Source organism: Allorhizobium ampelinum S4, from assembly GCF_000016285.1.
GTDB classification, from domain to species: Bacteria; Pseudomonadota; Alphaproteobacteria; order Rhizobiales; family Rhizobiaceae; genus Allorhizobium; species Allorhizobium ampelinum.
Genome location: NC_011989.1, coordinates 2,474,092 through 2,492,934, shown reverse-complemented (window position 1 = coordinate 2,492,934; position 18,843 = coordinate 2,474,092). Strand labels below are relative to the sequence as shown.

Here is an 18,843-nt window from a genome sequence, read left to right as displayed (position 1 = left end):
TCTCATGAGATATCATTTTGGCTTCGGCTGGGGAACAGGGCCAACCTTTGGAAGCTGCGGCTCGGCGGCTTTTTCGTTGGCTGGTTGTCTGCCTTCCTCACTATTAAGCTCGTGTGTTGGTGGCTCAGAATGTATGCTCCCACGTGGCTGCTCAAGATAATCCTGCCAATTGAATGAAAAAGACGAGAAGGCAGATTCCAACACGCGGTCAACTACGACATTGTTATCTGTCAGTCGCTGCGCCATGCTCCACGTGGCGTCAACACCGCCAACGATCTCAAAGAAAAAACGAACTATCTCGAATCCTATGCCAAAGCACACCCATTTCTTGAGAGATGCTCCTGCAGGACCATAGATCGACTCTGCAATTTCTATGGCTTCTTCCACCTTCAGTTTTCCGAACGCGACGTCGGCACCGAGTTGTTTCAGCCTCGTGAGCATCTCGTAACTAAAATCAGGAGCCTTAAGAATGGTCGCCGTTTCCCGCGACAGATCAAACGTTCCTTCAAGCAATTCTGCGTTCGGAAAGCTGCAAACTGGGCATTCTTCCTTATTGCCCCAGCATGTAAAAAATGTGCCTGCAAAGCGGTAGTTTTTCGAAGGGAAAATGTTTTGGCATTTTGGACAGTAAGATGGCATTGGGGGACCTGCTGGCATGCGCCATCCTGATGAGGTTTGCTCAGCCCTTTTTGATGCCTCGTTTCTGCCTGAGAATCCTAACTTTGGATCGTTGACAATCCGCTCATTCTGAATGCTTCCGGTTGAGCCCGGCGCGAGATCATAAGGCGTTGTAACGTTATTGAACGTATTGTTTGAAAAGTCGGCCTCAATAGGTCCGTTTGAGTGAACCCCGGTTCCAAACCCGTCAAACCCAACATTCTTAATCGTGATTTTCGGTTTCATTGTTGCTCCTCCATGCTCGTATTGAGATTAGTCGATTCTCCTTTCTCCAAACCAGTCGATTCAGATAACTAAAATTGGGTACGCTTCGAAATTGATTCCGTTTCTTTCAGATGTAGATGGAGAAAGAAGCAAAAGGCACGGGTGGAGGTAATTTTGGTCTTGTCAGGGTATAGACGAAGGGTACTGCGAATTTTAGCGGGCGACTATCGACCTGATGACGTGATGGCACTCCTGCTTTTCCTGCGCGAAAAACATGATGGGCGGCAAGTTCTCAGAGATATAGGCGATCTCGTTGCTCACCGGACTGAGCGCACTCGCGGGCTTATCCACGGGGAGGTCTGGGACAACCTCGTTATTGCACGTTTCCATCTCGAAGTTTTAAACGGCGGGGATCGTGTGATCGATTTTGGTAATCTACCAGATTATTTTCCTGACTATTTGCGGGCAACACGACGCCGTTTGACCAGGAAAGAAATTGAGAAGAACGGGCTGAAGGTGAAGGTCGCCGACCGAATTCTGTCGGATGTGATCAAAGCGTTGAAGGTACTGCCTAATGGAAGATTATCGCTTGGTCGCTTGCCGACTGCCCAAGAAAACCCGGTCCTGCATAGCCTAACGAGCGTGCTAGCGGCCACGACCGAGACGACAAACGAGCTACTCGTTTCGCAGATGGCATCTGCCTTGCGGTCTCAGGGGTTGCTTAAGAAGGGAGAGGAAGAGGTATTTAGAAAGGCCTCCAACTTCATTGGGTCTTTTACAGTCGCGACTATGCACCGGTCTGAAGTGCTTTTCGCAGATGGTGGTAGAGTGACTTTATATGCCGATCTAGATAACGAGCGTTTAAACGTTTTATGTGAACTAAAGGCAAAAGAGTTCAACGGAGTGCCAGCGATTCTAATGGTCGTATTTCGCGGGCCACCTAAAGCTAGTGTCCTTGCTGAAACTCCTGACGAATATTTAACTTTGTACCATAGCGACTTGGAATTTGACTCGGCCGGACAACTTACATTGGTCCCAATAAGCTAAAGGGTAAGCGATCCTCAGTAGGCATGAGAGCTTTAAACGGAAACCGCCAATTTGTCTTCCAGGTGTCTTCAAAGGCGCCTCAAAGGGCAGCTTTTGACATCGGCTCTGGAAATTTCATTTTTCCGATTCTTCGTGTCAAAATTCCGGAAGTCCGCGGCGAGCTACAGCGAGCTACAGCGAGCTACATACAATCTGATTTTGACGCCGGTGAGATAAGAATGGTGGGCCTGGAGAGACTCGAACTCCCAACCAAGCGGTTATGAGCCGCCGGCTCTAACCATTGAGCTACAGGCCCGGCCTGGCGCGGGGGCCGGCGGTGGGGTTGGCAATGGTTCCAACGTCCATGGTGACGCTCTAGCGGAAAACGTTGGGTGCGACAAGTGTTTGCCGCAATGGTTTCGCAATAGGTTGTTTAGAGAGCGATTGAGCAATCAGAAAGCGGAGCCTGGGAGACGAGATGGTGAATTTGGGTGCGGTTTTGGGCCTTGGACGGTTTGGTTTTATGTTGGCGTCTCTGGCTTTTGTTTCTCCGGCTATGGCGCAGGAGGCCTCACGGCAGGAGGCGGTCATCAATGTGTCGGGTGAAGGAGAGGTCAGTCTGGCGCCGGATATGGCTTTGATGCAATTGGGTGTCGTGACTGAGGCTGCCGAGGCTGCCCAGGCGTTGAAGGACAATAACGAGGCTTTGGCCAAGGTGTTGAAATCTCTTAAGGACAAGGGATTGGCGGATCGCGATTTGCAGACATCCGGCTTTCAGATTACGCCGCGCTATCGGCAGGAGCCGGAAGACAAGGCCGATAGCCGCCCGCCGGTGATTGAGGGCTATTCCGTCAGCAATGGGCTGACGATCCGGGTGCGTGATCTGTCCAAGTTGGGCGGGGTAATCGATACGTCTGTTGGGCTTGGCGCCAACCAGGGTGGAGAGATCCGCTTCACCAATGACAAGCCGGAAACGGCCATTGATGAGGCGCGCAAAGCAGCCATGGCGGATGCCTTGGCCAAGGCGAAAGTGCTGACGCAAGCGGCTGGGGTTAAGCTTGGCCGAATCATTTCCATCAATGAAAATTCAGCGCGGCCCTTCGAGCAGGGCATGATGATGAAAGCCAGTATGGCCCGGGATATGGCGCCCGCCCCAACGCCGATGGCGGCGGGTGAGAATACCTATCGCGTCACTGTGAATGTCAGCTTTGCATTGGAGCAATAGTCAGCAATCACAAAAACAGCCCCGGTCGTTAAACCGGGGCTGATGTCTGAGGCAGTCTATCAGAATTTGATGCCGATGCCGAGATTGACGACATTCTGCTTGCTGTCGAAATCGATGCCGCTGATATTTTTGGTGCCGTAATCGTTGTAGCGATATTCGAGGCGGGTGAAGATGCGATTGGTAATCGCATAGTCCACACCAGCGCCGATGGTCCAGCCGTTCAGGGTCTTGTTGAAATCGCCGGACGAAGACTTGATATAGGTTCTGTCCGCCGTCCAGCCGCCAGCCACAAAGATCAGGGCGCGGTCAATGGCGTAACCGGCGCGGGCGCGGGCAGAGCCGGAGACATCCATGCCCACCTTGACGCCGGAATAGTTGTTTTCGTTCCAGTCGTAGTTCACATCGGCTTCTACGCCGAGAATCACGTTGTGGCCGACATCGAAATTCCAGCCGCCAAAGCCGCCAATGCGACCGCCATCGAAATTATCCGAGAGCGATGCGCCGCCCTGCGACAGTGTGGCATCCAGCCAGCCGTAACCACCGTAAACGCCGATATAGCCGCCTGCCCATGAAAACGCCGCAGGGGTTTCAACAGCAGCAGGAGCTGTCGGAACCTGGTCGACTGCATCGGCGGCCATGGCAATGCCTGTCGATACGAAGAGGGTTGCAGCGGTTGCAAGGAGGGTCAGTTTGTTCATAGTCGTCTCCACTCGTTTAATGAGTGAGTGAGATATAATCTATTCATTTGCGTGTATGTAGCAAAAATATCACGGTTTATGCAATTATGAGCTTTAAATTCCGCAAATGAGGCCAGTACGCAGCTTATTCGTGTGTTTCCTGTCAAATTTTCCGGGTTTTTGCTGGTTCTTTCGCTTCGATAGGGCAGGGAAAAGCCTGTGCATTTTGCTTTTGTGATGAATTTTTAGTTATTGGGGGCAGGGAATGCCCAGGGCGCTCAGCGCCTTGGTATTTCCTGGCTGGTGTTTTGGTGAAGGCTATAGTGTAGCCCTTCTGGCACCAGTGACGCAGGCTACGACGGCAAGGGTGGTGACCAGCATGGAGGCGCTGACGGTTTCGTGGAGAAGGGCGGCGGCGAGCGCCAGGCCGAAAAACGGTTGCAGCAATTGCAATTGACCGATGGCGGCAATGCCACCTTGGGCAAGGCCGCGATACCAGAAGATGAAGCCGATCAACATGCTGAACAGCGAGACATAGCCGAGGCCGAGCCAGGCACCAGCCGTGACACCACTGAGCGTTGATGGCAGGGTGAAGGCGGCGGCCACGACGCTGATAGGCAAGGCCAACGTCAGCGCCCAGCAGATCACCTGCCAACCGCCCAGCCGGCGCGATAGTCTCGCTCCCTCGGCGTAGCCAAGGCCGCAGATCAGGATGGCGAGGATCATCAGCATGTCGCCGTAGGATGCGGTGGCGGCCCCTTGAGACAGGGCAAAGCCGATAACCAGCGCACTGCCGAGGCTGGAAAACAGCCAGAAGATCGGCCGCGGACGCTCACCGCCCCGCAGAACGGCAAACAGAGCGGTGGAAAGCGGCAACAATGCGATGAAAACCAGCGAACGGGCCGAGGGTATATGTTGCAAGGCGTAGGCGGTCAGCAAGGGAAAGCCAATCACCACGCAGAGCGAGACCATGGCGAGCGCTGCGATCTCCGCGAGGTTGGGTTTTGCCGGGCGAAACATCAGAAGCAGGCCGCAGCCGAGCAAGCCGGCGATGCTGGCGCGGGCGACGGTTAGAAAAAACGGGTCGAAACTGCCGATCGCAGCCCGGGTTGCTGGGAGCGAACCGCTGAAGATCAGCATGCCCAGAAAACCATTGATCAGCCCGCTCGTCGTCTTGTTCATGTGATGCTCCTGTTTTTGTTGTTCTTGCGCCGAGGTGATGGTTATGCCAGAGACGGTGCAATACAATTTTGCCAAACTGTTATGGATGTTTGAGCAATACAGAGGCGATGGTGAGCGATTTGGACGCGCAGGGAACAAGCCGGATCGAGACGGTAATGGCGGCTATTCGGGCGCGCATTTCCTCCCGAAGTCTGGCGACGGGCGCGCGACTGCCCTCTGTGCGCGGCTTTGCCAAAACCATGCAGGTTTCGGTATCCACAGTGGTCGAGGCTTACGAACGGTTGGCGGCGGAAGGGTTGATCCGCTCGCGGCCGGGCTCCGGGTTTTTCGTGGCGGCGCCCTTGGCACCGCTGTCCTTGACCAATCTCGGACCTCGGCTGGAGCGGGAGATCGATCCGTTCTGGGTCTCTCGTCAATCGTTAGAGGCCGGTGGCGATCTGCTGAAACCGGGATGCGGCTGGCTGCCGCCCGATTGGTTGCCGCAGGCAGCCCTTCGGCGAGCGGTCCGTATGCTTGGCCGTACCGATGGTGCTGTGCTGACGGATTATGGTTCTCCGTTGGGTCTGCCAGGGCTTCGGCAATTGCTATCGCGGCGGATGGCCGATCATGGGCTGACGGTTGCGGCGGATGCGATCATGCTGACGGAATCGGGCACCCATGCCATCGATCTGGTCTGCCGGTTTTTTCTGGAGCCGGGCGATTGCGTTCTGGTCGATGATCCCTGCTATTTCAATTTTCATGCTCTACTGCGGGCGCACCGTGCCACCATCGTCGGCGTGCCTTATCTGGCGGATGGGCCAGACCTGGCGGCGTTCGCAGCTATTGTCGAGGCGCATAAGCCGCGGCTCTATATTACCAATTCGGGCGTGCATAATCCCACCGGCGCAAGCCTCTCGGCGGTGAATGCCCATCGTTTGCTGACCCTTGCCGACCGGGCCGACCTGACCATCGTTGAGGATGATATTTTTGCCGATTTTGAAGATGTCGCTTCGGCGCGGCTGTCTGCCTTCGATGGATTGAACCGGGTGGTGCAGATCGGCAGTTTTTCCAAAACATTGTCGGCCTCGGTGCGCTGCGGGTATATCGCCGCCCGGCGCGACTGGATCGAGGGACTGACCGACTTGAAGATTGCCACGAGTTTTGGCGGCGGGCGGCTTTCCGCCGAGCTGGTGTTGGCCGTGTTGACGGATGGCGGCTATCGCAAACATCTTGAAGGGCTGAAAACCCGGCTGGCCGGAGCGCGCAGCTCCGTGGCGGCGGAGTTGTCGTCGCTTGGCTTCACGCCCTGGCTCCAGCCGAAGGCGGGACTTTTTCTGTGGTGTCGAATGCCTGATGGGATCGAATCAGGCGCTCTGGCCCGCCATTGCCTTGACGATGGTGTCATCCTGGCACCCGGCAATGTCTTCAGCCTGTCGCAGAATGCGGGCCGGTTCATGCGTTTCAACGTGGCGCAAACCATGGATGCGAGGGTTCTTGGCTCATTGAAGGCGGGTTTGCATCAATTGCGGTGAAGGGTACGGCGCGTTCAGAGCGCTGTCAGCAATGATCATCATAGGTGGTGTCAGAAGAAACCCAATCAGGAGTTTACATCATGATGTTCAAGACCGGTCTTTACGCAGCCCTTATTGCAACGAGCCTGACGGCATCGGTGGCTTTCGCGGCTGAAACCCAGATCAAGGTCACCGAAACGGGTGAGGGTGGTGGTGCCATGGGGCTGAAGATGGAGCCTGCAACGGTTGCCGCTGGTCCGGCGGTGTTCCACGTTCATAACGATGCCATGTCGGAAGACCATGAGATGATCGTGGTAAAGCTGGCAACGCCGGATGCCAAGATCCCGCTCGATACAGCCAAGCACCGCGTTGACGAAAAGAAGTTGAAGAGCCTTGGCGAAGTGTCGGATTTGAAGCCCGGCGCCGATGGCAAGCTTAAGGTGACGCTGAAGCCAGGCAGCTATCTGGTGTTTTGCAATATCAAGGGCCATTACGAGGCCGGTATGCAGGGCACCCTGACCGTTACGCCCTGATCGGCATCCGATAGTTTGATTGCCTCTTAATGATAAGCCCGCAGCGTTGCGGGCTTTTTCATGTCTGCGTCCTGGGCCGGTGCAGGGGCATGCTGTTTCATTTTGGAAGAGCTTTTCCCTTGAAGGCGCCAACCTTTTAGAAACTCTTAACGACGATAATGCCGCCATTCGACAAGGAGTAAAACATGGCGGCTAGAAAAGCAGCGGGAGGGGCAAGGCGCGGGGGCGCAAACAAACGCCGGTCATCCGGTGGGACGAGAGCAAAACGGACCGGGTCGGGCGGCAGCCTTTGGCCATGGTTTGGTGCGCTTGTCGTGGTGGTGGCCGGTGTTTCGGCCTATGACCACCGCAAGGAATTGCCGGGACTGATCGACAAGACGTTCGGGACCGGTGGCAAATATATCGCGCAATTGCAGGGCCATGCACCCCGCGAGACCAGTAGCCGCAGCGAGACTGGCCCGGTTCCGCCCGCAAGCGTTCCAACGCCGATGGCCCGCAGGCTTGATCCGACGCCACTGCCACCTGCCACGACGATGATACCGACCGCATCGATGATGCCGCGTTCAAGAGATGACAGTCCCTTGCCGCCCGCCACCACGCTGGTACCGGGACAGGTCGTTGCCTCGCTACAGCCGCGCGGTGTCGATAAGCAGCGGGTGTCCGGTAAATTCTACTATTGCGGCACGAGCGGGCTCGACAATTGCGTTGTCGATGGCGACACGTTCTGGGTCAACAAGACCAAGATCCGGGTTGCCGATATCGATGCGCCGGAAACTGAACAGGCAAAATGCAAATCCGAGCGCGACCGGGGCTTTGCTGCAAAGGTCCGGTTGCGTGATCTGCTCAGTGCCGGCAGTTTCGATCTTTCTCCCTTTGGCATGCGGGATGAAGACCAATATGGCCGGAAATTGCGCGTGGTGAGCCGCAATGGTCGTTCACTCGGTGCGATGATGGTCGATGAGGGATTGGTCAGGCCCTGGACCGGCCATCGCCAGCCCTGGTGCTGAGAGAGTTTGCCTTAGAAAAAGTGGAACCCGGTTTTCCCGAAAAGACAAACGAAAGAAGCTAAGAGTGTGTCTGGCTCAATCTGAACCTGACACACTCCGGATGTTTTTTCTGTGCCGTTTTGAGGGGTGCACGCCTATGTTGTGCCATTTCGTGTCGCACGCCTCCAAAACTTGCCAGTCTTGCCACTTTTGCGCCATCTGCACGACATCAGATCGTAACACCTTGGCTTTATGCTTTCCGCCATAAGCAGAGAATAAAAAACTTTTGGAACTCATGGAGCAAAATCCGGTTTGCGGCGTTCCTAATTGTTTGCTGACTTCAAAGAAGCCTAAGGCAAAGATTGCGCGGCACGCACAGCACGGACAAAGGGAGAAAAGACCAGTGACCTACGATATGACTGACCTGACCATGTCCGAAGTTCTCAAGGACCCAATGATCCGTCAGCTCTTGCGGGCAGACGGAGTATCTCTCAGCGCTTTTGCCGTCTTGCTGGACGATGCGGCCCGTCAGCGTAATCTGGCCTTGCGTTGCCGCAAAGCCGGCGTTCCCGCAGCCCATGTGATCGACAGTCTTTCCCATGTGCAGGCGCCAGCTGACTGCCTGTAACGTTTGACGTAATCTGTGCCAGCAGCCCCATTTTCAATGGCCGCTCTTATTCTGCCGCGATGACCACGCAAGGCTCGCGGCAGTTTCGTCTTCTACCAAGATGCATGGTCCGAAGTTGAGGCGAGCGTAAGGGTTGGCAATGAAGATGGCTCGGTTGTTTTTGGCGCTGTCCGTGGCTGCTATTGGTTCTGCGACAGTTGTCCATGCCGCAGGTGCCAAGGAAACGGCCCAGCCGCAGTTTGCGTCGGTCAAGGGGCGATGCCTGCGGGTTTCCATTGGCGATCAGGATCTGACCAAGGCCTGTTCTTCTGAAATTGGCCGCAGCCTGCATAGCGATGGCCGCTCCGGCCTTTATTTCTTCATGGGCACTACGCATATCATTACCTTTACCGGTATCCCCTCCAAGGAAAAGCCGCGCGACAAGGGCCAGATTGAGACGCTCAAGCTGGACGAAGTCATTCTCAATGATGGAAGCACCAAGAGCGGGTTGCAGCGGATCGCTGCCAATGGCGCCTGCAATACCAGCCAGATCAATAATGATCGTTTCTTGGTGGCCTGCACTGGCACGCTGCAAAAAGGCACGAAATTCGCGGCCAGTTTTGAAATCGACAAATCGCTGAAATAGAGCATTTCCAGGAAAAGTGTGAAGCGGTTTTCCGTCCGGAAATGCGTGAGGCAAAGACCTGGAGCATTTCCAGGAAAAGTGTGAAGCGGTTTTCCGCCCGGAAATGCGAAAATGGCCTAGATAGCCCGCCTTCGGATTGAAGGCGGGCTTGCAACAGGTGCTTGTCGCTCTTGGATTACACGTCCAGCGGATATTCCTGGATGACCTTGGTCAGGCTGCCTTCGGCTGGAAACAGCGGGATGAGGCAGGCTTGAAGGGCGTGATAGATATCCCCCTTGCCGGGGAACAGGCTGTTTGACGGCACAAGGTCTTCCGTCATTTCTTCATGCCAGCCGCCGAATTGCTTGTCGATCGTGTGGTTGGCGATGAAACTCCAGATCTTGCGGTAGTTTTCCTCGTTCAGGTCGCGGCCCTGGTGCTGGTTGAGGTAATGGGCAGCGCCTGCGGCCTCGCAAAGCGGCCACCACAGTTTGAAGGTTTTGGCGGGGACATTGTCCCAATCCAGCGTGTAGTAAAAGCCGCCTTTCTTGCGGTCCCAGCCCAGCAGCATCGATTGATAGAACAGGCCGCTTGCCGCTTCTGGCATCCAGTCATGCTGTTTGCCTGTCAGCACCCAGAGCTGCAAGACCAGACGCGCCCATTCCAGCCAATGGCCGGGTGTGGTGCCGGCGGGGCGGAACATTTCATTGGGGTGATAGTAATTGCGGTCCACCACCCATTCCTCATCGAAATGTTCGGCAACGCGGAAGGCTTCTTCGCGGGCGCGGCGGTTGATGATCAGATCGGCGATCCGGGTGGCCTTGTCGAGATAATGCTGCTCGCCGGTGGCCTCGAATGCCGCCATCAGCGCTTCGGTGAGATGCATGTTGGAATTTTGGCCGCGATAGCCGGCGACCGGCTGCCAATCCTGGGAGAATTCCTCGGCAATGGCGCCGTGGCGCTCCTCCCAGAATTTGGTCTCCAGCACCTCGGTAATGTCTTCCAGCAGCCGGTCGGCCAGCGGATGGCCGACGGTTTTGGCCGAAGAGGCGGCCAGCAGCACGAAAGCATGGCCATAGCCCTGCTTGGAGCCATCGGCGACGCCATCGTCGTTCAATTGCCAGACATAGCCGCCGTTCTTCTCGTCGCGGTGCTTGCGCCATAGATAACGCATGCCGTGGTCCACCACATCGGCAGCGCCGGGACGGCCCAGCAGATCGCCGATGGCATAGCAATGAACCATGCGGGCGCTGGCGTGGATGCCGCGCACCGGATTGTCTGTCGTCAATGGTGTGCCGTCGCGGGCAAGATCGTAGAAGCCGCCCTTGGGGTTGATCGCTGCCGTCTGGAAGAAATCAAACAGGCCATTGGCCTGATCCAGCAGCCATTTGCGATGGTAAGGCCGTCCGCTCCATTGGTCAGCCAGCGATTTTCCTTGATTGACGTTCGACATATCATCCTCCACGCGGTACAAAATCGCCCGTGTCTATACTGCATAATCGACGAAATCGAAATCGATTTAAGGAGAAAATTATCCAGCAGCCATAGAGTGTTACCGCTCCGTTCACCCTTTATGATAGACTGTGCCGCGATGCGTTTGGAAGGCACGGTGCCGGCTGAACGGCGCGATCTAATGATGTGGTCGTATATTGACATAAACATATCTTTATGTGATTGGGTACGTAACCCTGGGAACGGAAGGAAGTCGCTCATGCTCGATCAATTGTTTGGACGTGAAGGGGCGAACCGCGACGGCGCAGAGATCCTCAAAGCTCTGCAACAGGCGGCGCGTGAGCGTATTCTGATCCTCGACGGTGCTATGGGCACGGAAATTCAGGGCCTTGGCCTGGATGAAGATGATTTTCGCGGCGAGCGTTTCATTGGTTGCGCCTGCCACCAGAAGGGCAATAATGACCTTCTTATCCTGACCCAGCCGGAAGCCATTGAAGACATCCATTTTCGCTACGCGATGGCGGGGGCGGATATTGTTGAGACCAATACCTTTTCCTCGACCCGCATCGCCCAGGCGGATTACGAAATGGAAGGCGCGGTCTACGATCTCAACAAGCATGGGGCGCAGGTCGTGCGCCGCGCGCTTCTTCGTGCCGAGCGCGAAGATGGCAAGCGCCGTTTTGTGGCCGGTGCGATTGGCCCGACCAACCGCACGGCGTCCATCTCGCCCGACGTCAACAATCCCGGCTACCGCGCTGTGTCGTTTGATGATCTGCGCCTTGCCTATGGCGAGCAGATCGATGGCCTGATTGATGGCGGTGCCGATCTCATCCTGATCGAGACGATTTTCGATACGCTGAACGCCAAGGCGGCGATTTTTGCCTGTGAGGAGCGCTTCCTTGCCAAGGGCATTCGTCTGCCGGTGATGATTTCTGGCACGATCACCGACCTTTCAGGCCGCACCCTATCTGGCCAGACGCCTTCGGCGTTCTGGAACTCGGTGCGCCATGCCAAGCCATTTACCATTGGCCTGAACTGCGCGCTGGGTGCCGATGCCATGCGTCCGCATTTGCAGGAACTGTCGGGCCTTGCCGATACCTTCGTTTCTGCTTACCCCAATGCCGGTTTGCCGAATGAATTTGGCCAGTATGACCAAAGCCCTGAGTATATGGCCAAGCTTGTGGAAGGCTTTGCCGAAGAAGGCATCGTCAATGTGGTTGGCGGCTGCTGCGGGTCCACACCTGCGCATATCCAGGCCATTGCCGAAGCGGTAAAGGGAAAGACGCCACGCCAGCCGGTCGAGCATCGTCCTTTCATGTCACTCTCTGGCCTCGAGCCTTTCGTGCTGACCAAGGATATTCCCTTCGTCAATGTCGGCGAGCGCACCAACGTCACCGGTTCGGCCAAATTCCGCAAGCTGATCACCGCTGGTGATTACAACGCCGCCCTCGTGGTGGCGCGTGATCAGGTCGAAAACGGCGCGCAGATCATCGACATCAACATGGATGAAGGTCTGATCGATTCTGAAAAGGCCATGGTTGAGTTCCTCAACCTGATTGCCGCAGAACCCGACATTGCCCGCGTGCCTGTGATGATCGATTCATCCAAGTTCCAGATCATCGAATCCGGCCTCAAATGCGTACAGGGCAAGCCGATCGTCAATTCCATCTCGCTGAAGGAAGGCGAGGAGAATTTTGTCGCCCAAGCCAAGCTGATCCGCAATTACGGTGCCGCCGTTGTTGTCATGGCTTTTGACGAGACAGGGCAGGCCGATACTTACGAGCGCAAGGTTGCGATCTGTGAGAGGGCCTACAAAATTCTCACCGAAGACGCGGGCTTCTCACCGGAAGACATCATCTTCGATCCCAACGTGTTTGCCGTTGCTACCGGCATTGAAGAACACAACAATTACGGTGTTGATTTTATTGAGGCCACCCGCACCATTCGCCAGCGCATGCCGCTGGTGCATATTTCCGGCGGCGTTTCCAACCTGTCCTTCTCGTTCCGCGGCAATGAGCCGGTGCGCGAGGCGATGCATGCCGTGTTTCTCTACCACGCCATTCAGGCGGGTATGGATATGGGTATTGTCAACGCTGGCCAGTTGGCGGTGTATGAAAGCATTGATGCCGAACTGCGCGAGGCCTGCGAGGACGTGGTGCTGAACCGCCGTGAAGACGGCACGGAACGGCTGCTGGAAATCGCCGAGCGCTATCGCGGCACTGGCGAGGCGAAAGCCCGCGTGCAGGATATGTCCTGGCGCGAACTCCCCGTGGAGAAGCGGCTGGAGCATGCTTTGGTCAACGGCATTACCGAGTTTATCGATGCTGATACTGAGGAAGCGCGGCAGAATGCGGCGCGGCCTCTGCACGTCATTGAAGGCCCGCTGATGGCGGGCATGAATGTGGTGGGCGATCTGTTTGGCGCGGGCAAAATGTTCCTGCCGCAGGTGGTCAAATCCGCCCGCGTGATGAAGCAGGCCGTGGCCGTGCTGCTGCCCTACATGGAAGAAGAAAAGCGCGCCAATGGCGGCACAGGCGAGCGCGAGGCGGCTGGCAAAATCCTGATGGCCACCGTGAAGGGCGACGTGCACGACATTGGCAAAAACATTGTCGGCGTGGTTTTGGCCTGCAACAATTACGAGATCATCGACCTTGGCGTGATGGTGCCTGCGGCGAAGATTCTGGAAGTGGCGATCAAGGAAAATGTCGATATCATCGGCCTTTCCGGCCTGATCACCCCATCGCTGGATGAAATGGTGCATGTGGCAGCCGAGATGCAGCGCCAAGGCTTTAACGTGCCGCTGCTGATTGGTGGAGCCACCACCAGCCGGGTGCATACGGCGGTGAAAATCCATCCGCAATATCAGAAGGGCCAAGCGGTTTACGTGCTGGATGCCAGCCGCGCCGTGGGCGTTGTCTCGTCCTTGCTGTCGCCCGATACCCGCGACACCACCATTGAAACCTTGCGCACGGAATATGCCAAGGTGGCCGATGCCCACGCCCGCGCCGAGCTGGAAAAACAACGCCTTCCCATTTCCCGCGCCCGCGCCAACGCCGCCAAGGTGGATTGGGCGAGCTACAAGCCGAAGAAACCAAGTTTCACCGGCATCAAGGTTTTTGAGAATTACGACCTCAAAGAGTTGGCGAAATACATCGACTGGACACCTTTCTTCCAGACATGGGAGCTGAAAGGCCGCTATCCTGCTATTCTGGAAGATGAAAAGCAGGGCGAAGCCGCCCGCGCGCTCTATGCCGATGCGCAAGCCATGCTGGCAAAAATCATCGACGAGACATGGTTCCGCCCCCGTGCGGTGATCGGCTTCTGGCCCGCCAACACCGTTGGCGATGACATCCGGCTGTTTGCCGATGAAGAGCGTAGCCAGGAACTGGCCACCTTCTTCACGCTCCGCCAGCAGCTTTCCAAGCGCGATGGCCGCCCGAATGTCGCCCTGAGCGATTTCGTCGCCCCGGTTGATAGTGGCGTGGAAGATTACGTCGGCGGGTTCGTGGTGACGGCAGGTATCGAAGAAGTGGCGATCTCTGAGCGGTTCGAGCGCGCCAATGATGATTACTCCTCCATCATGGTCAAGGCATTGGCCGACCGCTTCGCCGAAGCCTTCGCCGAGCGCATGCACGAGCGCGTGCGCAAGGAGTTCTGGGGCTACGGCGCAGACGAAACCTATACACCGGAAGAGCTGATCTCCGAATCCTACGCCGGTATCCGCCCAGCCCCCGGCTATCCTGCCCAGCCAGACCACACCGAAAAGGTCACGCTGTTCAACCTGCTGGATGCGACCGCCACCACGGGCGTGACGCTGACCGAAAGCTACGCCATGTGGCCCGGCTCATCCGTCTCCGGCATCTATATCGGCCACCCCGATAGCTATTATTTCGGCGTTGCCAAGGTAGAGCGCGATCAGGTGGAAGATTACGCCGCCCGTAAGGGGATGGAAGTGCGCGAGATTGAGCGCTGGCTGGGGCCAGTGCTGAATTACGTGCCGAAGGCAGCGGTGGAAGAGGATGCTGCGGCGTAACGCCTCAAGGCGTATCGGTTGTTGTGCTGCATCAAAGCGATATGATGTGGCATAGCAACCTTTTGCCTTGGAGGTCACGATGACGCTGATTGCAACGTATCTTCCAAACTATAGCTTCCGGGAAGTGCACTCCTGCGTGATTGCGGCTTCGACGGGCACCGTCATCAGCGCGGCGGCCAACTATTCACCGGAGGCCGACCCGGTTTTTCGAAAGATGATTGGTCTTCGGGAGTGGCCCACGCGCTTTGCCAGTTTTCTGAGAGGGAAGCAGTCGCAACTGCCGCCACCCTTCGGTATGCACAATTTTACGCTGCTTGAACGGCGCGATGGTGCCGAACTGGCCTATGGTCTGGTTGGCCGGTTCTGGCGGCCTGATTTTGGTCTTGTTCCTATCAGAGATGGAAGCGCGTTTCTCCGTTTTGATACGCCAAGCGTGGCAAAGCTTGTTTTGGGTTTTTCGGCTGCCGGCCAAGCGGATGGCATGACACTGCTGATCACTGAAACCCGTGTGTTCTGCCCGGATCGCGTCTGCTGGCTGAAATTTGCGCCCTATTGGTATGTGATCCGCCCCGTGAGCGGCCTTATCCGGCGTCGGATATTGGCTGCGATGAAGCGAGCGAGCGAAAGTGCCTCTCCATCCGTTATCATCTAAGGTGCTGATTTTGGATGTAAAGCTCGCACAATGGCGTAGGTCGATGGGAGCCACATAGGCTGCTTATTGCAGCCTATGATATTTTCTCCCGCTTTGCGTCTTCTTCATCCTATTGCAATTGCAGGCTCGGCTTGGTAGGCGCGGTGGAGCAGCTCCGTTAACGTGCTGGTCTGTGTGAAATTCGTAGTCTCTATGCTGCTGATCGCAATGCCGGGTGTCCATGAATTCATCAGGGCGGCGCTTGTCATGTTTTTAAGGTCTTCCAGCCTGACCTCCTGTTGCCGCTGAGGAATGCCCAGTTTTTCCAACTGACGGCGAATGATGCCCATTGTTACGCCATGCAACATATCGGCGCGGGGCCAGACAATGGCTTCACCATCCCAAAACACCAGATTCCAGATTGTTGCCTCACTCAGCCGACCCTTGGTATCCAGAAAAGCGGCATCGTCGAAGCCACGTTCAACGGCTTTGCGCAGGTAATATGTTTTGGCAGATTCGCCGACATGCTTAATCGAGGCGAGAGGGCGTTCATGAAGAACGACATCCAGTCGCAAAGGTCCTGCTGGGCCATTCGAGGGGAGGGCTGTGCGCACCAGAATGGCGAGATTGTCTGGTGCAGCAGGAGCTGTGAATTCACCGCTGCGGGAGAATATCGTTGCGGTGAGTGACAGATCATTTGGCGCTCCATCGAGAACTGCGTGCAAATGTGCGCGGACCTGCTCATCGGGCATTGCCATTCCGAACATAGCAAGAGATGCCAGACGCAGGCGTTCCAGATGCAGCTCAAGTCCTTGCACGCGCCCTTGCCGCACTTGCATGGCGGTGAAATGCGCAAAGCCTGAGAAGGCGAGTGGAGCGAGATCGTCCGCCGATACGGCGTGGCCATTGAGCGTAATCTTGGAAGGAAAACAAGTGGACATGGTGATGCTCCTGTGTGGGTTCACATTAGTGAGCATTGGCTCTACACTGTGACAGCACTGTCAGGGTCAAGAGGATTTATGAAAATTGGCGAATTTGCCCGGCAGACGGGCACGAGCATACGCATGCTGCGTTATTACGAGGCGGAAGGGTTGTTGACACCCACACGAACGGCCAGCGGATATCGCGACTATGGGCAAGCGGAGAAAAATGTTATCGAGCGCATCAAGCTGCTTGGGGCTGCCGGCATGACGCTTCCTGTGATTTTGCAGTTTTTGCCATGCGCCCTTGATGCCCGCGCTGAGTTTGAGCCTTGCGACGAGCTTCGGTCAATCCTGCGCCAGCATGTTGCGCTTGTTGACCAGCGTGTCGATAAGCTGGTGCAAAGCCGTACATTGCTCTCGGAGCTTTTGACCACGCTGGATGAGCAGGACCCAAATCTGGTTGAAACCCAAGCTTGATTTGATCTTGCCGTGTGGTTGCAGCTTGGCTCCAAAGGTAGAAGCAGTATTGTTGTGTCCCTGTGATATTTGGAGAACAGTTGACAATGTTAATCAGACCTTCGACCTCTCTTGATGCACAAGGGATGAGCGATGCCCTGAACGAGATTTTTGCAGCAGGCTTGCGCAAAAGTGCTGGTGATCCGCAATTGGTGCTGGCGAACTATATTGAGCACAAGGACCGTATCGAGTGCTCAGTCGCGCAGGATGATGAGGGCCGTATTTTCGGCTTTCAGTCACTACGATTTGCGACTGTGGATAATCCCTATGGCACGCCAGAGGGGTGGGGCATCATCGGCACGCATATCAGTCCGCTTGCGGCCAGAAGAGGCATTGGTTCGGCCCTGTTCCGCGCAACATTGCAGGCCGCAAAGAGTTTTCCGTTGGATAATATTGAAGCCGCGATTGGTGCCGATAACGAAGCAGGCTTGGCTTACTATGAGGCAATGGGTTTTCGGACCTATCGCTCTTCAGAAGTGACGATTTGCAAGGTGTATCGTATCGAGGCTGATGCGCATAAGCCTGTTTGAGGGTGCATTTCTGCGATGGGGTGGATCGCAGAAATGCTTTTATGTCACGCTGATCGTGTAACGGCAGCAGCCTGTGGCAAAACTTCCTTCTCCTCACCCTTCTGGGCCGTAAAGCTGAATTTCTTCCTTAGCCGCAGGATCGGTTTTTCAATGAAATGCCACGACCCCATGGCAATTACGGTTGCGATGGGAAGGGATATGGCAAAGTGCAGCCATGGGGATGTCAGCTTCGGAAACAGGTTCACCAGGGCCTGCTGAAAGGGATATCCATAGAGATAGATCCCGTAGGAATAATCTCCCCGATGGTAGATCGGGATGGGTGGAATGCGCACCATTCCGACATAGACGGTGAGATAGACCAGCATTGGCGCAAAAATGGTGCAGAGCGTACTGCCGCTGACGTCAGGAAGAGCGAAAGAGATGGCAATCGGCACGATGCAGGAGATTGCCGCCAGCACCCAGTGTTTCGGAATGAAGCGGCGGAACAGGAAGAACACAGATCCCAGCATGAAATTGACATAGAGCATCAGGCCGCGCAGGCCGATAAAGTGGTTAAGCAGGGTGTAGCCGGAGCTTTCGGGTGCAAAAAGACCGCCCAGGCTCGAGGGGCTGATGTTTTCGACCTTCAGGGCGATGATGATCACGGCGACACATGCCGTCGCCACCAGTGCCATCATAGGGCGCTTTAGAAAGCCAAAAATGATCAGCGCAGACATGATGGCATAGCAACCGATCTCATAGGGAACGGTCCACAAAGATCCGTTCACGGTCGATGGAAACGGATTGTGCTCGAAGACGCCCGGTAGGACATAATGGATAACGCCAAATATATTGGCGAAATAGGCCCAGAATTCATAGGACTGAAAATAGGCCGACAGGCTGACCGTGGTAAACAGTGGACCGAGGATCAGGGCAGCAAACACAATGTCGACCGCAAGAGCGGGCACGATCCTGATGCCGCGATTGAGCAGGAAGTCCTTCAGGCGAAGGCGGATGGCGCTGCCGGTAATCAGAAAGCCGCTCAGCGCAAAAAACATTGGCAGGATAGCAGCCTGCAAGACCGTGATTCCGGGCTGCGAAAACTGATGTTTTTCACCTTCGGCAATCAGGAACGAATGGTCGAGTAAAACCATGACTGCCAGGAAAATTCGCAGAAAATCAAATCCCGGACCGATGCCTCGATGCTCATCCAAGACAGAACCAATCGACTTCATCTGAAATACCTCGATTACAAAAGACTAGAATTAGTTATATTGTAAAACTGATATGAACTAATTCGTTATTTGATCAATTAATTTCCATATTCAGGAAAATACTGTTCAAATTTTGATCGATATATTTGGTTGAAATTTTTGATACTGCAATTTCGTGGGAAGGGGGCTGCTTTGCCCAAGCGATGGACCAGAAAATGGACGGTGCTCAGGCCTCGGCGCTGCCATCAAAATTCAGGCCTGTGATCGCAGGTGATGGGGATTATGGAGAGGTTAGGCCTGGTATTTTACCGGCTTAAGGAGCTTGGAGGTGC

At 55.6% G+C, this 18,843-nt stretch carries 17 protein-coding genes and 1 tRNA gene; 11 read left to right on the top strand and 7 right to left on the bottom strand.

What is annotated here, in order from left to right; genetic code table 11:
* Positions 1 to 12: 12 nt before the first annotated feature.
* Positions 13 to 903 (bottom strand): hypothetical protein, encoded by an 891-nt coding sequence (locus AVI_RS30540; protein WP_015916572.1) that lies wholly within the window; start codon positions 901 to 903, stop codon positions 13 to 15.
* Positions 904 to 1,125: 222 nt separating this feature from the next.
* Between AVI_RS30540 and AVI_RS11755 the strand changes: the two genes are divergently transcribed.
* A complete protein-coding gene (locus AVI_RS11755; protein ID WP_041696824.1) occupies positions 1,126 to 1,929 on the top strand; it encodes a hypothetical protein in 804 nt (267 codons plus the stop codon).
* A 219-nt stretch (positions 1,930 to 2,148) separates the two neighbouring features.
* Here AVI_RS11755 and AVI_RS11750 read toward each other — a convergent pair.
* Positions 2,149 to 2,224 (bottom strand) — tRNA-Ile (locus AVI_RS11750).
* 162 nt (positions 2,225 to 2,386) lie between these two features.
* Here AVI_RS11750 and AVI_RS11745 point away from each other — a divergent pair.
* Positions 2,387 to 3,133 carry an SIMPL domain-containing protein gene (locus AVI_RS11745; RefSeq protein ID WP_015916570.1) on the top strand — a complete coding sequence of 249 codons (747 nt, stop codon included), beginning with the start codon at positions 2,387 to 2,389 and terminating at the stop codon, positions 3,131 to 3,133.
* A 59-nt stretch (positions 3,134 to 3,192) separates the two neighbouring features.
* Here AVI_RS11745 and AVI_RS11740 read toward each other — a convergent pair whose 3' ends face one another.
* On the bottom strand, positions 3,193 to 3,831 hold the full coding sequence (locus AVI_RS11740) for an outer membrane protein (protein WP_015916569.1): 639 nt from the start codon (positions 3,829 to 3,831) through the stop codon (positions 3,193 to 3,195).
* Positions 3,832 to 4,128: 297 nt separating this feature from the next.
* A complete protein-coding gene (locus AVI_RS11735; RefSeq protein ID WP_015916568.1) occupies positions 4,129 to 4,992 on the bottom strand; it encodes a DMT family transporter in 864 nt (287 codons plus the stop codon).
* A 107-nt stretch (positions 4,993 to 5,099) separates the two neighbouring features.
* Between AVI_RS11735 and AVI_RS11730 the strand changes: the two genes are divergently transcribed.
* The 5 genes from AVI_RS11730 to AVI_RS11710 all read left to right on the top strand — a co-directional run bounded on the left by AVI_RS11730 (position 5,100) and on the right by AVI_RS11710 (position 9,254).
* Complete coding sequence (locus tag AVI_RS11730; RefSeq protein ID WP_015916567.1) at positions 5,100 to 6,503, top strand: aminotransferase-like domain-containing protein; 1,404 nt, start codon at positions 5,100 to 5,102, stop codon at positions 6,501 to 6,503.
* Positions 6,504 to 6,583: 80 nt separating this feature from the next.
* Positions 6,584 to 7,015: a plastocyanin/azurin family copper-binding protein gene (locus AVI_RS11725; protein ID WP_015916566.1), complete on the top strand. Its 432-nt coding sequence runs from the start codon at positions 6,584 to 6,586 to the stop codon at positions 7,013 to 7,015.
* Between the two features lie 185 nt (positions 7,016 to 7,200).
* Positions 7,201 to 8,022 (top strand): thermonuclease family protein, encoded by an 822-nt coding sequence (locus tag AVI_RS29105; protein ID WP_015916565.1) that lies wholly within the window; start codon positions 7,201 to 7,203, stop codon positions 8,020 to 8,022.
* Positions 8,023 to 8,404: 382 nt separating this feature from the next.
* Complete coding sequence (locus tag AVI_RS11715; protein WP_041696822.1) at positions 8,405 to 8,629, top strand: hypothetical protein; 225 nt, start codon at positions 8,405 to 8,407, stop codon at positions 8,627 to 8,629.
* Positions 8,630 to 8,774: 145 nt separating this feature from the next.
* Positions 8,775 to 9,254 carry a hypothetical protein gene (locus AVI_RS11710; protein WP_139192273.1) on the top strand — a complete coding sequence of 160 codons (480 nt, stop codon included), beginning with the start codon at positions 8,775 to 8,777 and terminating at the stop codon, positions 9,252 to 9,254.
* Positions 9,255 to 9,429: 175 nt separating this feature from the next.
* On the opposite strand, the gene AVI_RS11705 is transcribed toward AVI_RS11710, so the two are convergent.
* Positions 9,430 to 10,686 carry an AGE family epimerase/isomerase gene (locus AVI_RS11705; RefSeq protein WP_015916562.1) on the bottom strand — a complete coding sequence of 419 codons (1,257 nt, stop codon included), beginning with the start codon at positions 10,684 to 10,686 and terminating at the stop codon, positions 9,430 to 9,432.
* A 258-nt stretch (positions 10,687 to 10,944) separates the two neighbouring features.
* Here AVI_RS11705 and metH point away from each other — a divergent pair, with 258 nt between their 5' ends.
* The gene (gene metH / locus AVI_RS11700; RefSeq protein WP_015916561.1) at positions 10,945 to 14,718 is read left to right on the top strand and encodes a methionine synthase; all 3,774 of its coding nucleotides are present in this window, start codon (positions 10,945 to 10,947) and stop codon (positions 14,716 to 14,718) included.
* A gap of 79 nt (positions 14,719 to 14,797) precedes the next feature.
* Positions 14,798 to 15,370 carry a hypothetical protein gene (locus AVI_RS11695; RefSeq protein ID WP_015916560.1) on the top strand — a complete coding sequence of 191 codons (573 nt, stop codon included), beginning with the start codon at positions 14,798 to 14,800 and terminating at the stop codon, positions 15,368 to 15,370.
* 104 nt (positions 15,371 to 15,474) lie between these two features.
* Here AVI_RS11695 and AVI_RS11690 read toward each other — a convergent pair whose 3' ends face one another.
* Complete coding sequence (locus AVI_RS11690; protein ID WP_041696818.1) at positions 15,475 to 16,290, bottom strand: aminotransferase class IV family protein; 816 nt, start codon at positions 16,288 to 16,290, stop codon at positions 15,475 to 15,477.
* A gap of 78 nt (positions 16,291 to 16,368) precedes the next feature.
* On the opposite strand from AVI_RS11690, the gene AVI_RS11685 reads away from it, so the two are divergent.
* Both AVI_RS11685 and AVI_RS11680 read left to right on the top strand, forming a co-directional pair.
* Positions 16,369 to 16,749: a MerR family transcriptional regulator gene (locus AVI_RS11685; RefSeq protein WP_015916558.1), complete on the top strand. Its 381-nt coding sequence runs from the start codon at positions 16,369 to 16,371 to the stop codon at positions 16,747 to 16,749.
* An 86-nt stretch (positions 16,750 to 16,835) separates the two neighbouring features.
* Positions 16,836 to 17,318 (top strand): GNAT family N-acetyltransferase, encoded by a 483-nt coding sequence (locus AVI_RS11680; protein WP_015916557.1) that lies wholly within the window; start codon positions 16,836 to 16,838, stop codon positions 17,316 to 17,318.
* A 44-nt stretch (positions 17,319 to 17,362) separates the two neighbouring features.
* Here the strand turns inward: AVI_RS11680 and AVI_RS11675 are convergent, their stop codons facing one another.
* Positions 17,363 to 18,532: an acyltransferase family protein gene (locus AVI_RS11675; RefSeq protein ID WP_015916556.1), complete on the bottom strand. Its 1,170-nt coding sequence runs from the start codon at positions 18,530 to 18,532 to the stop codon at positions 17,363 to 17,365.
* Positions 18,533 to 18,843 lie beyond the last annotated feature (311 nt).

Excerpts from the sequence above, each read along its gene's own strand:
- AVI_RS30540 (WP_015916572.1), bottom strand. The coding sequence starts at position 903 with ATGAAACCGAAAATCACGATTAAGAATGTTGGGTTTGACGGGTTTGGA.
- AVI_RS11755 (WP_041696824.1), top strand. The coding sequence starts at position 1,126 with ATGGCACTCCTGCTTTTCCTGCGCGAAAAACATGATGGGCGGCAAGTT.
- AVI_RS11745 (WP_015916570.1), top strand. The coding sequence starts at position 2,387 with ATGGTGAATTTGGGTGCGGTTTTGGGCCTTGGACGGTTTGGTTTTATG.
- AVI_RS11740 (WP_015916569.1), bottom strand. The coding sequence starts at position 3,831 with ATGAACAAACTGACCCTCCTTGCAACCGCTGCAACCCTCTTCGTATCG.
- AVI_RS11735 (WP_015916568.1), bottom strand. The coding sequence starts at position 4,992 with ATGAACAAGACGACGAGCGGGCTGATCAATGGTTTTCTGGGCATGCTG.
- AVI_RS11730 (WP_015916567.1), top strand. The coding sequence starts at position 5,100 with ATGGTGAGCGATTTGGACGCGCAGGGAACAAGCCGGATCGAGACGGTA.
- AVI_RS11725 (WP_015916566.1), top strand. The coding sequence starts at position 6,584 with ATGATGTTCAAGACCGGTCTTTACGCAGCCCTTATTGCAACGAGCCTG.
- AVI_RS29105 (WP_015916565.1), top strand. The coding sequence starts at position 7,201 with ATGGCGGCTAGAAAAGCAGCGGGAGGGGCAAGGCGCGGGGGCGCAAAC.
- AVI_RS11710 (WP_139192273.1), top strand. The coding sequence starts at position 8,775 with ATGGCTCGGTTGTTTTTGGCGCTGTCCGTGGCTGCTATTGGTTCTGCG.
- AVI_RS11705 (WP_015916562.1), bottom strand. The coding sequence starts at position 10,686 with ATGTCGAACGTCAATCAAGGAAAATCGCTGGCTGACCAATGGAGCGGA.
- metH (WP_015916561.1), top strand. The coding sequence starts at position 10,945 with ATGCTCGATCAATTGTTTGGACGTGAAGGGGCGAACCGCGACGGCGCA.
- AVI_RS11695 (WP_015916560.1), top strand. The coding sequence starts at position 14,798 with ATGACGCTGATTGCAACGTATCTTCCAAACTATAGCTTCCGGGAAGTG.
- AVI_RS11690 (WP_041696818.1), bottom strand. The coding sequence starts at position 16,290 with ATGTCCACTTGTTTTCCTTCCAAGATTACGCTCAATGGCCACGCCGTA.
- AVI_RS11685 (WP_015916558.1), top strand. The coding sequence starts at position 16,369 with ATGAAAATTGGCGAATTTGCCCGGCAGACGGGCACGAGCATACGCATG.
- AVI_RS11680 (WP_015916557.1), top strand. The coding sequence starts at position 16,836 with ATGTTAATCAGACCTTCGACCTCTCTTGATGCACAAGGGATGAGCGAT.
- AVI_RS11675 (WP_015916556.1), bottom strand. The coding sequence starts at position 18,532 with ATGAAGTCGATTGGTTCTGTCTTGGATGAGCATCGAGGCATCGGTCCG.